This is a genomic window from Gluconobacter sp. P1D12_c, assembly GCF_018812105.1.
In the GTDB taxonomy this organism is placed as follows: Bacteria; Pseudomonadota; Alphaproteobacteria; order Acetobacterales; family Acetobacteraceae; genus Gluconobacter; species Gluconobacter oxydans_A.
In genome coordinates this window covers 299964-313272 of record NZ_JACSIQ010000001.1, presented here as the reverse complement: position 1 = coordinate 313272, position 13309 = coordinate 299964, and the positions used below count along the sequence as shown (strand labels likewise).

Genomic DNA, 13309 nt, shown 5'->3' with positions numbered 1-13309 from the left:
CGTGCATTTCCTACCGATTTGTCATCAACCTCCCGTTTGACCCGGCGGCAGGGACGTCTAAATTCAAAATATGAACAGTCAAAATCTCTCAGCGGCCACTGGCCCGTCTGCCCCCTCGGCCGAGAACGGTGCTCCGCCGCGCTGGGACCTGTCCGATCTGTACGCGTCGTTGGACGATCCGGCGATCGAACAGGATTTCGCGACTCTGACATCCTCCGCCAGGGCTTTCAGCGAAACCTGGAAAGGCAAGCTTGGTCAGGCCGATGGTACTGCTTTGGCGAAGGCATTCGCAGAATATGAGCGGATCGAGGAAGGGCTGGGACGCATCGGTTCCTTTGCCCAGCTAGGTTTTGCCGCTCATACGACAGATCCGGTGTGGGGTCGTTTCACACAGGGCATTCAGGAGCGTGTCACAGACATTTCCGCTGATCTGCTCTTTTTCTCGCTGGAACTGAACCGTCTGGATGACGATGTTCTGGACAACGTGTCATCTGCGCCAGAAATGACCAAATGGCAGCCGTTCCTACGGGATCTGCGGGTATTCCGTCCTTATCAGCTCTCGGATGAGGTTGAGCAGGTTCTGATGGACAAGTCCGTAACGGGACGGAGTGCCTGGAACCGCCTGTTCGATGAAACCATGGCCAGCCTGACCGTCACGCTTGATGGGGAGACAAAGCCCCTCGGTGCGGCTTTCAACACTCTGACGAGTGCTGAACGTGACAGGCGTGCCGCAGCCGCAGAGCAGATCAGCGCTGTACTGGCAGACAATTCCCGTCTGCTCACGATGATTACCAACACGCTCGCCAAGGACAAGGCAATCGGGGACAAGCTCCGTGGTTATCCGCGTCCGTCCAGCAGCCGGAACCGTGGCAACATGGTCGAGGACGAAGTTGTGGACGCGCTGGTCAGCGCAGTTGATGAGGCTTACCCGCGTCTGTCCCATCGTTATTACGCAATGAAGGCCAAGTGGCTCGGCCTAGAAAAGTTGGAGCACTGGGACCGGAATGCGCCCCTGCCGGGTGTGGCTGACACGGTTATTCCGTGGGAGAGCGGCAAAGAGATCGTTCTCAATGCCTATACGGGTTTCGACCCCGCGCTTGGAACACTGGTGGACCGCTTCCTGACGCATCCGTGGATTGATGCGGAAGCTGCGCCGGGCAAGTCTTCAGGTGCTTTTGCCCATCCGACCGTACCGTCCGTCCATCCCTATATTCTGATGAACTATCATGGTCGTGCCCGCGATGTGATGACGCTGGCTCACGAGCTTGGGCATGGTGTGCACCAGATCCTTGCAGGCCAGAAGCAGGGCTACCTGAACTCGGCGACACCTCTGACGCTGGCTGAAACGGCCTCCGTTTTTGGTGAGATGCTGACCTTCCAGTCTTTGCTCGATCGTGAAACCGATCCAAAGCGTCGCCGTCATCTTCTGGCAGCGAAAGTGGAGGACATGCTGAACACGGTAGTCCGCCAGATCGCGTTCTATCAGTTTGAGGTTCGCGTGCATGATGAGCGGGCCAAGGGTGAGCTGTCAGCAGAGCAGCTTGGCTCCATCTGGCGCGACGTACAGGAACGAAGCCTGGGTCCCGCGTTCCACTTCACGCCGGATTATGACGCTTATTGGTCCTACATCCCGCACTTCGTGCACTCACCGTTCTATGTGTACGCTTATGCGTTCGGGGATTGTCTGGTGAATGCTCTGTATGGCGTCTATCAGGATCAGCCTGACGGCTTTGCGAACAAATACCGGACCATGCTCGAAGCCGGCGGGACACTTCGCCACAAGGAATTGCTGGCACCGTTCGGTCTTGATGCGACGGATCCGGGTTTCTGGCGTAAAGGACTGGATGTAATCTCGGGTCTGATTGATCAGCTCGAGCAGGAGGGCTGAGAGCACATGGCGCGCGATCTCGATAATACCGGTTTGATGGGCGAACTTCGCCGGATGGCTCGGACATCTGGCGCAGTCGGCGGCATCGCTGCGCGCCTGGCTGGAAACCGTCTTGGCATCAAGACGGACAAGGGTGTCCACGCGGAGGGGTTGAAATCATCGCTGGGCAATCTGAAGGGGCCGCTCATGAAGGCCGCTCAGCTTCTTTCTACTATTCCCGGTGCCTTGCCGGACGAATATGCGGAGGAACTGGCCCATCTTCAGGCCAATGCGCCCCCGATGGGCTGGAACTTCGTACGTCGTCGGATGACGGCGGAACTGGGTGCCGGCTGGGAAAAGAACTTTCGCTCTTTTAGTCACGAAGCCGTAGCGGCGGCGTCTCTGGGGCAGGTGCATCGGGCCCGTCTGGTTGATGGACGCGAAGTGGCCTGCAAACTTCAGTATCCGGACATGCAGGGCGCGGTAGATTCCGATCTACGGCAGTTCCGTGCGGCTCTTGGCGTGTATAAGCGGTTTGAGACAACGATCCGTCAGGACGAGGTCTATACCGAACTCTCCGATCGCCTTCGGGAAGAGCTGGATTATCGTCGGGAAGCCAGCCATCTGCGCCTGTATCGGGACATGCTGTCCGAAACCCCTACTGTGACCGTTCCGGCCCCCATTGAGGAACTGTCCACCGGGCGTCTTCTGACGATGGACTGGGTGTCTGGTCGTGGCATGAAGGCAGTTCTGGCGTCTGAAGCGACGCAGGAACAAAGGGACGATATGGCTCGGGCGTTGTTCCGCGCTTGGTACACACCGGTTTATCGCTATGGTGTCATTCACGGTGACCCGCATATGGGCAATTTCACTGTGCGCGATGATTACGGTCTGAACCTGCTGGATTTCGGCGCTGTCCGTATTTTCTCCCCTCGGTTTGTTGAGGGCGTGGTGGATCTGTTTGCCGCGCTCCGGGATAACGATGAAGACAGAGCTTTCCACGCCTATAGCAAGTGGGGCTTCGAAGGTCTGTCGCGGGAGACCGCTGAGGTTCTGAACGAGTGGGCTCGTTTCTTCTATCGGCCGCTGATGACAGATCGTGTTTGCTCTATGCAGGAGAGTAATGATCCAGCTGAAGCCAAGCAGGTTCTGGAAAGGGTCTATGACGGGTTAAAACGAACGGGAGGGGTGAAGCTCCCTCGTGAGTTTGTTCTGATGGATCGCTCGGCAATTGGCCTGGGAAGTGCGTTCCTCCGTCTGGGCGCGCGTCTGAACTGGCATCAGATGTTCCAGGAGTTGATTGACGGTTTCGACGTGAATGTTCTGGCGGCACGTCAGAAAGAAGCTTTGGCTAAAGCCAAGGTACCTCCCGCGCTGTCGTCCTTCTGATAAAAAAGGGCGTCTTCCATATGGAAGACGCCCTTTTTTTAAGTTCTATCCAAGCCCATGATCGACAATTTTCTCAGTTTATAACTTTGAGAATGGCTTTGGCGCTTTCAGTCCATGAGACTGGCTTGAATTCTGAGCGGACCTGCTTCGTCCAGGCTTTCAGGCCTTCGGTGTCTTCGATGGTCTTACGAATGAGCGTGTAGGCTTCATTGATATTGTCGGGGTTGAAATAGCGGCTCAGCTTGCCACCGGCTTCCGGAATGGATGTGGTTCCTGATGCCAGACAAGGGCGCCCCATGGACAGGCTTTCCGTTACAGGCAGGCCCCAGCCTTCGAAAAAGGATGGGAAAATCGTGAAACTGCAATCAGCGTAAAGGCGCCGTAGCTCGGCATCTGTAGGGTTCTGGATGAAGCGGATCTTCCCATTCAGCCACTCAGCATTTTCGAGTTGCTGCATGAGGTCGGAAACCAGCCAACCCTCGCGGCCTGCGAAGACGAGCGTGGGAACGTTTTCTAGGGGCATTTCCTCAAGCATTTTCCGCCAGACCCGGAAAAGAAGGGCATGGTTTTTGCGTGCTTCAATGGTGGAAACGAAAAGAACGTATGGCTCCTGCATAATTTGTTCAGGAGCCATGGGGGCATCGGCAAGGCCAAAGCCCGTACCGAGTGGAACGGTCTGGACCGTGACATGAGTGCCCACATCCTGTTCCGCCAGATAAGACTGAACGTCCCGTGCAGTTGCGTCACTGTTGGCAAAAATCATATCTGCCAAAGGAAGGATTGCACTGTGCCAAGCCTTGAACGTGATGATGATGCCACGATCGCACCATTCGGGATGACGAACGGGAACCAGATCATGCATGAGCATTCCAAACGACATGCGCAGTTCGTCGCGCATCCATCGAATACTCTGAACATAGTTGGCATGATGCCACGGTGCGCCGAGAGTTAGGAAAACGTCGCCTGATTGGGCCGCATCAGCGAGTTTGGTGCCCTCGTCGTACTGGGCAGCTGGCTTTTCCTGCTGGCGCTCCTGCATTTTTGCCCGACCGAGCTCCAGAGCAAAATGGCCGAGGGCGCGCGGGACAGTAACAAGCTCTTTGAGCGCCCAGCTTTCTGCCCGCAGGAAAGTGGAAAGAACGTCTTGCGATGCCACTTTGTCGATCGGCGGAGCAACAGGGAACGAACCGGCTGAGCGGGAAGACCCTTTCGGGGCACTACTGCCTTCCATGATTTGCCGGAAAAGAGTTTCAATGGAAGACCAGTCTACTGTCCGAAAACCACGGGGGTCCCCAGCGTCTGCACCACGGCGGACGAACTGAACTTCATGGCTACGCAGTTCCCGCAAGGCTGCGCAGATTTCAAAAACGACGCGCTGAATTCCGCTCGGACGACCATGATGCAGGAGATGGAACAGCAGGTCATCAATATCTACCCAAAGGGTCATGACAGGCCTCCGCTCAGATAAGCGGCGTGGCATGCATCCAACACTGCATCTGCGCTGTCCTCCCATGGCACGGGCTTGAACTCGGTTCTGACCTGTTCCTGCCAAGCCTTCAAACCAGCCCGATCTTCGATTGCTCCGCGCACAACACGATAGGCGTCGTCAAAGTCTTCAGGGTCAAAGTAGCGCGTCAGCGGGCCACCAGCTTCGGGAATGGAGGTTGAATTGGATGCTACGCAGGGGCGGCCATTCACGAGGCTTTCGGTAACTGGTAGCCCCCAGCCTTCGTAAAGCGATGGGAAAAGAGTGAACATGCAGCCGTCATAAAGATGGGCCAGTTCATCGTCACTTGGATCGCGCAGGAGGCGAATTTTCCCACGCAGCCACTCCGTGTTTTCAAGCTGCTGCATGAGGTCGGAAACCAGCCAACCCACGCGTCCTGCAAAAACGAGTGTTGGTACCTGATCTCGTGGCAGGTCAATGACCATACGCCGCCAGATCCGAAACGCTAGTAGATGGTTTTTGCGTGCTTCAAGTGTTGAGACGAAAAGGACATAGCTGTCCTTCGCGGGAAGACCCATGGGTCTTTCGCCCTCAGCATGTCGAGGAGGGCCAAAGCCACTGCCAATCGGAATGGTCTGAACCGGACCCTGCAAGGTCAGGCGCTGTTTGCGTGCATACTCCTCAACGCTGCTAGCCGTGGAATGACTGATGGCTAACAGGCGGCCGCACTGCGGGAGCGTTGTGTCCAGCCAGTGACGGAAATCGCAAATGAGCGAAAGAGCACACCATTCGGGCCTGACGGCTGGAATAAGGTCGTAAACAAGGAGAACGGGCTTAACACCAAAAACCTTGCGCAGGCGCGCCAGGCGCTCTCCAAAATCTGGCTCGGACCATGCCGCACCAAGGATCAGAAAAATATCCCCTGGGCTCGGTGATGCCTCTGGGTGTGCAGCGATATAGGCGGAGGAGGGCTGAGCCACAGGAGTGGGCTGTACAGCAGTTGATGCCGGACGATGAAGCTTTGAACGCGCGTAGCGTTTCAGGAGCTGTAATGCGCGCAACTGATTAACAGCGATGTTCAGGAGTGGGCGGGCAAGCTCTGGCGGCAGACTTTCCAGGCGTCGGATAACGGCGTGACGAAAGCTGCGCATGAGCGAGCGGGCGTTCTGGCGCGTTTTTTTGGCGGTTGTCGTCCGGGGCAGTGTGATTTTTTCTTCCGACCGGACGGAGAAAAGCGCTTCCAGTTCTTCAAAAGTAACTGACGAGAGAAGGCAGGCTTCCTCTTTGCCGCGTCGCGTCAAAACTATGCGACCAATACCAGGTTTTTGGGCAGCCTGCTGTCGGATGACATGCAGTATTTCAAAGACAACGCGCTGAATTCCACTCGGACGCGCATTATTTTCGAAGTACTGAAAGATGTCTTCGACGTCGATCCAGATAACGTAATCTTTGTTCATGGGTCCAGGCTAGCTTCGGTTTGGCCGACAGGAACGGCATTCATTCAAATTATTTTGAACGAAGATTGTATGACAAGTGTCATCTGATGATCAAGGGCGCGTGTCTAACTTCCTGGGTATCGAGAAGTTGTTATTTATTTCTCGATATTACTTTGATTCTGACACAATTGTTGGATTTGTGGATATAGAGACAAGACAGAGAGCAGGTTATCAGGTCCAACTATGACGGATACGCACCAGTAGTGCCAAGGTAATGGCTTCTGCGCGAAGAAGAGCTGATTTCACGGCCTTCGCTCTATTAGGCCACCTCCAATGCCCGCGAAAATTTGAGTAAGCAGGCATCTGACAGCACCAGAAAATTCTTTGGTTACTGAAATGCGCTTATCTGGGAGGCTAGTTCCGAAAGAAGCAGCGGACCAACACGAATGCCTTCCATTCCAGCGGCTTCGGCAGCTTGGATGTCAGAAGTCTGATCTCCAAACATAACGCAGCGCGCGGGGTCTAACTCCCAGCGGCTTGATAAGTCGAGTATCATACCAGGCGACGGCTTGCGGTTCGGACTTTGGCCACGATACCGGTCCACCACGGCTTCCGGATGCATGGGGCAGTATCGCCAGTCATCGACTGTTCCACCATGTTCGCGAATTGTGTTGATCACCCAACTCATAAGCTGTTCGAGGTGGTCCTCAGTATAAAACCCGCGGGCAATTCCAGACTGGTTTGTCACGATAAAAACGTGATGGCCGCTGTCAGTAATCTTCGCGATGGTCTTCAGCACATTCGGCTCCCATTCGAAGCGGTCGCGTGTTCCAACCCAACCATGATCGTGATTGATCACGCCATCACGATCGAGGAATACCGCTGGACGGAGGAGTGTGGTCGGGAGGTGCGTCTTCGCTTTGGCTCGGTCTTCTGGTCGCCGCACATCCCAAACATCTCCGGGAAGCGACAAACCTCTCAGGACACCGTTCTTAACGAGAGCGGGCAGGACGTTTTGCTCTAGCGAGCATGCTGCCGTCAGATACTGGAATATGGAGTGGTCGAATAGAAAGATACCGCTCTTTTCAGGGGCGGCTGGATAACTGTGCTGTGTTGTTAAAAGAGACGGAGCGACCTTTTCGTCGTCTTCCCCCGAGCAAGCCAAACTCTCTTGATCGTCGCTGTCGTTCGCACGCAGCAATGCCCAGTTTCCTTGTCCGGCATGCGTCAGGAACCGTGCCAGATTGCCCGAAAAGAGAACCTCTCCGTAACAAAAGAGGAAGCATTCCTGAAGGTGCTGACGCGCATGATGAAGCATGCCGCCACTGCCCGCATGATGAGGTACTGTTAGAAGAGTAATGTTTGCCGGTTTTGGAAGGCGTGAGCGGATCAACTCAACAGCAGTTTCGAAGTACAGTACGGACCGCTCTGTCGCCAGCAGTAGGAAATCGTCTATTCCAAAACGCTGCATTTCGCGCATGAGCCATGCCAGAAACGGTCTGTCTCCACACTGCATGAGAGCGTGTGGAGGTGTATCTGTTCCAACGTCCGGCTCTCTGAATTCGAGCAGAATCACACATTGTCGGACAGGAAAATGGCTCACAATTGGTGTCCGCTTATGCTTGATCGCAGATAAGGTCCGAAGAGTTTAAGCGCGTGTTTTTCTGATGTCTGCTTTAGGAACGTTGTACGACTTGAAACACTGTTCTGCAGAATCTGTGAATGTAGAATATGTTTAGTCAGTTTCAACGCGCTGCAAGCAGTCTGTGTAAATATCACTCAACGTTTGTTCCCAGGGGATACGAGGTGTCCACGAGAGAAGCTGTCTGGCTAAGGATCCATCACCACGGGCGACGGGAGTGTCTGAAGGGCGCAAACGGTTTGGGTCCGTGAGAATGTCGGCTTTGACCCCGCTGAGGGCGATGAGATCATCCAGAATGGAACGAATTGAGCGTGTCCGTCCGGAACAGAGGTTGAGGATTGTACCGCGTTCCAGAGCGTTGTCTGGCATCAGGGCGTCAAGATAAGCCTCACAGACATCCCGTACGTCCAGAAAGTCACGTTGGGCTTCCAGGTTGCCTACGCGGATTTCTGGGGCCTGAAGCCCCTTGGCAATGCGGGCGATCTGCAAGGCAAAAGCCGGAACGACAAAATCAGCTGACTGGTTCGGGCCAGTATGATTAAACGGTCGCATCCGGATGACATTCAAGCCCTCCTTTGCCATAGCACCCAGGGCCAGATCTGCGGCAGCCTTGGTGGCGGCATAAGTATTGCCAGGGGCAAGAGCTGCCTCTTCTGCGACGGGAGTTCCGCGCTGGAAGGTGGAGCCATAGGCTTCAGCCGTTGACGCAAACAAAAGTCGGCCCTGCGGAGCATGACGCTGCATGCTTCGTGCAACATGGAGCGTGCCCTGCAGGTTGACCTGCCAGGCATGATCGGGGTCCTGCCTGGCGTTTCCAATGCTTGAGATGGCTGCCAGATGAATGCAGTGATCTGGTTTGCTGGTTGCTACAGCCGCATCGACGGCTCTTGCATCCCGAATGTCCGGACTGGACGGAAGGATCTCGCTTTGCGGAAAGCGAGCCTTCAGTCGGTTTTTTAAATGCTGCCCGACAAAGCCCCGCTGGCCAGTAACAAGAATACGCATGAAGCGTCCTTAAATGGCCGTTCGGTTGCGATGGCGGGCCAGGTCAGCATCGACCATTTCGGCAACCATGCTTTCAAGGGTTGTCTCAGCTTCCCAGCCAAGAACGCGCTTGGCTTTGCCGGCATCCCCCAAGAGAACTTCCACCTCAGCAGGACGCAGGAAAGCCGGGTTTGTGACCACATGGTCTTCGTAGTTCAGCCCAGCGTAAGAGAACGCGATGCGGCACAGGTCACGAATGCTCGTCGTGCGGCCGGTCGCGACGACATAGTCGTCTGGGGTGTCCTGCTGCAGCATAAGATGCATGGCGCGAACGTAATCGCGGGCATGGCCCCAGTCCCGTGTGGCGTCCAGGTTCCCAAGCGGAAGTTCTTTCGCAAGCCCCAGCTTGATGCGCGCTACGCCGTCCGTAACTTTGCGGGTTACGAATTCAATGCCGCGAAGAGGACTCTCATGGTTGAAGAGGATGCCCGACGATGCATGCATTCCGAAGCTTTCGCGATAATTCACCGTCATCCAGTGAGCGTAGAGCTTGGCAACTGCATAGGGAGAACGGGGATAGAACGGGGTGTTTTCGTTCTGAATCGGCTGCTGGATCAGGCCATACATTTCAGATGAAGACGCCTGATAAAATCTGGCTTTGCTCTGAACAATACGAGCTGCTTCCAGAACGTTGACAGCGCCAATGCCCGTCACATTCCCCGTGAGGAGCGGTTGCTGCCAGGACGCTGCAACAAAACTCTGGGCGGCTAGATTGTAAATCTCGTCCGGTCGGACGGTTTCCATGATGCGGATCAGGGAAGAGAGATCCGTTAGGTTACCATCGATCAGCTCAACATCGTCAATAATTCCGAGCCAGCGAAGTCTTTCTCCGACAACATCTGCTGAGGCGGAGCGGCGCAGAAGACCTACAACGCGGTAGCCCTTTTTAAGCAGAAGCTGGCTGAGATATGCACCGTCCTGGCCGGTGATTCCTGTGATAAGCGCTGTAGTCATGGTTTTCCTGATCCCGGTTTCGGTCCCGATCCGCGACTGTCTTCCGGCCGCATGAGTTCGTGGTGGGTTAGCGCTTCAGCCTCAAGACGGTCAATGCGTGAGCGCACCCTGGTGTCTTCGGCAAAGGTGGCAATTTAATGGGAGCACGAATGTATGCCCCCATTGAGGGGAGGAATATAAAGCTCGCCTCAAGCGCCGCAGCAGAATGAAGACACTCAGAAAATCTCTTTAATCAGGTCGTTTCCGATGCTGAAGCCTGCACCAGCTTCTACGGACCGTGCAAAGCCTGAGTTAAGGATATTCGAAAAAAATCCGTTATCCTGCGCTTGTCCAACAACCTGAACAGGGGGTTGAGCATCATATGGCGATTGCGCGGTCGCCATTGGCTGCGGGTTTGACGCTGCATTTGTGAGTGCCGCGTGTAATTGCTGAAGCAGGTTCGTGACCTGTTGCTGTTCAGCCTGAAAAGAGAGCGCCAACTCCCGCAGGTCCAAAGACCACTCGCGCGCCTGCATATCCCCGGTTTGAGCCGCGGTCTGCATCTTTGCTCCCAGCGCCTGGAGCGCCTGCGCAGACTGCTGAGCCTGCTGCTGAAGCTGATTATACGTCTGTTCGATCGTCTGGACGTCCATGATCGGTCTTCCTTCAGAAATATGCTGGCCTGCATAGCGCGGGAAAACGAGTTTCACTATCCATTTTTAGAAATGTTATGTCATGAATGATATTTCATCACTTGCCCTACTGGGAAAATGCGGCTGTTCCGGATGTCAGAATGCGGGACTGCAGGAGCTCACCCCGTCGGAGCAGGGCAGTTGGTTGGGGTATCTTCAGTGCAATTGTCCTGCATAGTGCTATGGCGCGAGCCTGGCCTGTCAGCACGATTGCGAGCATGCCGCGATTGTCTGCAAAGGATTTGTCTTTTTCCGCCACATCACAGCCGGAGGGTGTGAAAGGAGAGTTCATTCACGTGCAGGGCCGTAAGTCGATAATGCGGCCTGCTGTGCAAGAACCATTGATGCGTCAGTTTTCTGATGGGCATACGGAACGTGATGTTCAGGTCTGGCCCGGAGTTCGCGTTCATGTGCGGCTAGGTGCTGATATGGATCATGATTCTGTCACAGGCGCGAATTTAAAGGCTTTTGGGGAGGCTTACGAAAGTTCATCCCCTCTCGTTCAGCATTAGCTTGGTAGCGGCTTCCAAGAATTCTTTGCGAAGAACAAAACGATAGACCCGGTGAGACGCTCTTGTGATGTTCCCGTTTCTTTCCCATCTTGGACCCTATGGCCAAAAAACCTTCCGCGCTCCGCAATGCGACCGAAATGCCCCTGACGGCATTCATCCCTGAAAAGCAGCCTGCCAAGGCAAAAACGCGGAAGTTTGTAGTCAAGGCTGACTATGAGCCCGCAGGGGATCAGCCCACCGCAATCGGGGAACTTGTTCAAGGTGTAGAGGCCGGAGAGCGGGATCAGGTTCTGCTTGGTGTGACTGGGTCGGGCAAGACGTTCAGCATGGCCAAGGTCATTGAGCGGACACAAAAGCCTACCTTGATCCTTGCGCCAAACAAGACGCTGGCGGCCCAGCTTTACGGCGAGATGCGGCAGTTTTTTCCCGATAATGCCGTCGAATATTTCGTCTCGTACTACGACTACTATCAGCCGGAGGCCTACGTTCCACGGTCAGATACGTATATCGAGAAAGACAGCCAGATCAACGAACAGATCGACCGGATGCGCCATGCGGCAACGCAGGCTCTGCTGGAGCGGAATGACGTCATCATCGTTGCGTCTGTATCCTGCATTTATGGTATCGGTTCGGTTGAGACGTACTCGAAAATGGTGGTCCGGCTTGAGGTGGGCGGCGAGATTGATCGCGAGAAGCTCATCAAGGCCCTTGTCGAGCTTCAGTATCGCCGGAACGATGCCGGGTTCGAGCGCGGGACATTCCGCGTACGTGGCGAACAGATCGACATTTTCCCCGTGCAGAATGAAGACCGCGCCTGGCGTGTCTCTCTGTTCGGGGATGAAATTGATCAGATCACCGAGTTTGATCCTTTAACGGGAAATAAAACGGCTGATCTGGCTGAGATCAGTGTTTACGCAAATTCCCATTATGTGACACCGCGACCAACGCTGAATCAGGCGATGATCGGGATCAAGAACGAGCTGCGGCAGCGGCTTGCGCAGTTTACCGAAGAAGGGAAGTTGCTGGAGGCAGAGCGCCTGTCGCAGCGGACAACGTTTGATCTGGAAATGATCGAAACGACGGGGGCGTGCAAAGGGATTGAGAACTATTCCCGTTACCTTTCAGGCCGTGGCCCTGGTGATCCGCCGCCGACGTTGTTCGAATATCTACCGGAAGATGCTCTTCTGATTGTAGATGAGAGCCACGTCACAGTGCCGCAGATTGGCGGCATGGAGCGCGGAGACAGGGCGCGGAAGTCCGTGCTGTCTGACTTTGGATTCCGGCTGCCTTCTTGCATTGATAATCGCCCGCTCGCCTTTGGTGAGTGGAATGCTTTCCGGCCGCAAAGTATCTTTGTCTCGGCAACGCCTGGTCCGTGGGAAATGGAACAGACGGGGGGTGTGTTTGCCGAGCAGATCATTCGTCCGACAGGTCTGATTGATCCAGTCACGGATGTGAAGCCTGTGGAAGGTCAGGTTGATGATCTGCTGCACGAAGCGCGTGAGACGATTGCCAAGGGTGGACGCATTCTTGTCACAACGCTGACCAAGCGGATGGCTGAAGATCTGACGGATTATCTGGGCGAAGCCGGGATCAAAGTGCGTTATCTGCATTCTGATGTGGATACGCTGGAGCGGATCGAGATTATTCGTGATCTGCGTCTGGGTGCTTTTGATGTTCTGGTCGGGATCAACCTGCTGCGAGAAGGGCTCGACATTCCGGAATGTGCCCTCGTCGCCATTCTGGATGCAGACAAGGAAGGCTTCCTGCGATCCCGGACGTCGTTGATCCAGACAATCGGCCGTGCAGCCCGTAACGTGGATGGTCGAGTTCTGCTGTATGCGGATAAGATGACGGACAGCCTCAAATTCGCGATTGAGGAAACCGCTCGGCGACGCGCAAGACAGACCGAGTGGAACGACGCTCATGGGATTACGCCGATGACGGTGCGTTCGAAAATTGGTGATGCGCTGTCGTCTATCTTTGAGCAGGACTACGTCACCGTTGCGCCTGACGACGCCGGCGACACGGAAGAATTCGTTGGCAAGTCTCTTCCTGTTACGATTCAGGAGTTGGAAAAGCGGATGCGCGAAGCTGCCGCCAATCTGGACTTCGAGCAGGCTGCCCGGCTGCGTGATGAGGTGCGGCGTCTGGAGGCTATTGATATGGGCCTGGAGCCACCGCCGCTGGCAACGTCTACCGCTGGGCGACCGGGGGGCGGGAAAAAGCCAAAAAGCCCAACGCCCCTCGGGCCGGGCGGGGGCGGTTATGACCCCAACAACCGCAAACGTGGCGGGCGTCGCTGATCCAGCTATATGAGGACCCCGGGTTGCCCATGACCGACCGC

Annotated in this window: 9 protein-coding genes; 3 read left to right on the top strand and 6 right to left on the bottom strand. The window is 55.3% G+C overall.

Features of this window, described 5'->3' with window-relative positions; all coding sequences use genetic code 11:
- Nucleotides 1–70 precede the first annotated feature (70 nt).
- Both KP705_RS01400 and KP705_RS01395 read left to right on the top strand, forming a co-directional pair.
- Nucleotides 71–1888 carry a M3 family oligoendopeptidase gene (locus tag KP705_RS01400; RefSeq protein WP_215763871.1) on the top strand — a complete coding sequence of 606 codons (1818 nt, stop codon included), beginning with the start codon at nt 71–73 and terminating at the stop codon, nt 1886–1888.
- A 6-nt stretch (nt 1889–1894) separates the two neighbouring features.
- On the top strand, nt 1895–3256 hold the full coding sequence (locus KP705_RS01395) for an AarF/ABC1/UbiB kinase family protein (RefSeq protein WP_215763870.1): 1362 nt from the start codon (nt 1895–1897) through the stop codon (nt 3254–3256).
- A 73-nt stretch (nt 3257–3329) separates the two neighbouring features.
- Here KP705_RS01395 and KP705_RS01390 read toward each other — a convergent pair whose 3' ends face one another.
- The 6 genes from KP705_RS01390 to KP705_RS01365 all read right to left on the bottom strand — a co-directional run bounded on the left by KP705_RS01390 (nt 3330) and on the right by KP705_RS01365 (nt 10411).
- Complete coding sequence (locus tag KP705_RS01390; RefSeq protein ID WP_064273971.1) at nt 3330–4703, bottom strand: glycosyltransferase family 1 protein; 1374 nt, start codon at nt 4701–4703, stop codon at nt 3330–3332.
- Nucleotides 4700–6160: a glycosyltransferase family 1 protein gene (locus KP705_RS01385; RefSeq protein WP_046899696.1), complete on the bottom strand. Its 1461-nt coding sequence runs from the start codon at nt 6158–6160 to the stop codon at nt 4700–4702. Before KP705_RS01385 ends, KP705_RS01390 begins: the two co-directional genes overlap by 4 nt.
- A gap of 367 nt (nt 6161–6527) precedes the next feature.
- The gene (locus KP705_RS01380; RefSeq protein ID WP_235271704.1) at nt 6528–7742 is read right to left on the bottom strand and encodes an HAD-IIIA family hydrolase; all 1215 of its coding nucleotides are present in this window, start codon (nt 7740–7742) and stop codon (nt 6528–6530) included.
- 132 nt (nt 7743–7874) lie between these two features.
- Nucleotides 7875–8786 carry a GDP-mannose 4,6-dehydratase gene (locus KP705_RS01375; protein WP_046899695.1) on the bottom strand — a complete coding sequence of 304 codons (912 nt, stop codon included), beginning with the start codon at nt 8784–8786 and terminating at the stop codon, nt 7875–7877.
- A gap of 9 nt (nt 8787–8795) precedes the next feature.
- Nucleotides 8796–9779 carry a GDP-mannose 4,6-dehydratase gene (locus tag KP705_RS01370; protein WP_046899694.1) on the bottom strand — a complete coding sequence of 328 codons (984 nt, stop codon included), beginning with the start codon at nt 9777–9779 and terminating at the stop codon, nt 8796–8798.
- Between the two features lie 215 nt (nt 9780–9994).
- The gene (locus KP705_RS01365) at nt 9995–10411 is read right to left on the bottom strand and encodes a hypothetical protein (protein WP_046899693.1); all 417 of its coding nucleotides are present in this window, start codon (nt 10409–10411) and stop codon (nt 9995–9997) included.
- Nucleotides 10412–11060: 649 nt separating this feature from the next.
- Between KP705_RS01365 and uvrB the strand changes: the two genes are divergently transcribed.
- Nucleotides 11061–13268 (top strand): excinuclease ABC subunit UvrB, encoded by a 2208-nt coding sequence (uvrB, locus tag KP705_RS01360; protein ID WP_305798433.1) that lies wholly within the window; start codon nt 11061–11063, stop codon nt 13266–13268.
- The last annotated feature ends 41 nt before the right edge of the window (nt 13269–13309 follow it).

Bases quoted from the DNA above. Each gene is read 5' to 3' on its own strand.
- uvrB (WP_305798433.1), top strand. From the start codon at position 11,061: ATGGCCAAAAAACCTTCCGCGCTCCGCAATGCGACCGAAATGCCCCTG.
- KP705_RS01375 (WP_046899695.1), bottom strand. From the start codon at position 8,786: ATGCGTATTCTTGTTACTGGCCAGCGGGGCTTTGTCGGGCAGCATTTA.
- KP705_RS01385 (WP_046899696.1), bottom strand. From the start codon at position 6,160: ATGAACAAAGATTACGTTATCTGGATCGACGTCGAAGACATCTTTCAG.
- KP705_RS01365 (WP_046899693.1), bottom strand. From the start codon at position 10,411: ATGGACGTCCAGACGATCGAACAGACGTATAATCAGCTTCAGCAGCAG.
- KP705_RS01395 (WP_215763870.1), top strand. From the start codon at position 1,895: ATGGCGCGCGATCTCGATAATACCGGTTTGATGGGCGAACTTCGCCGG.
- KP705_RS01400 (WP_215763871.1), top strand. From the start codon at position 71: ATGAACAGTCAAAATCTCTCAGCGGCCACTGGCCCGTCTGCCCCCTCG.
- KP705_RS01370 (WP_046899694.1), bottom strand. From the start codon at position 9,779: ATGACTACAGCGCTTATCACAGGAATCACCGGCCAGGACGGTGCATAT.
- KP705_RS01390 (WP_064273971.1), bottom strand. From the start codon at position 4,703: ATGACCCTTTGGGTAGATATTGATGACCTGCTGTTCCATCTCCTGCAT.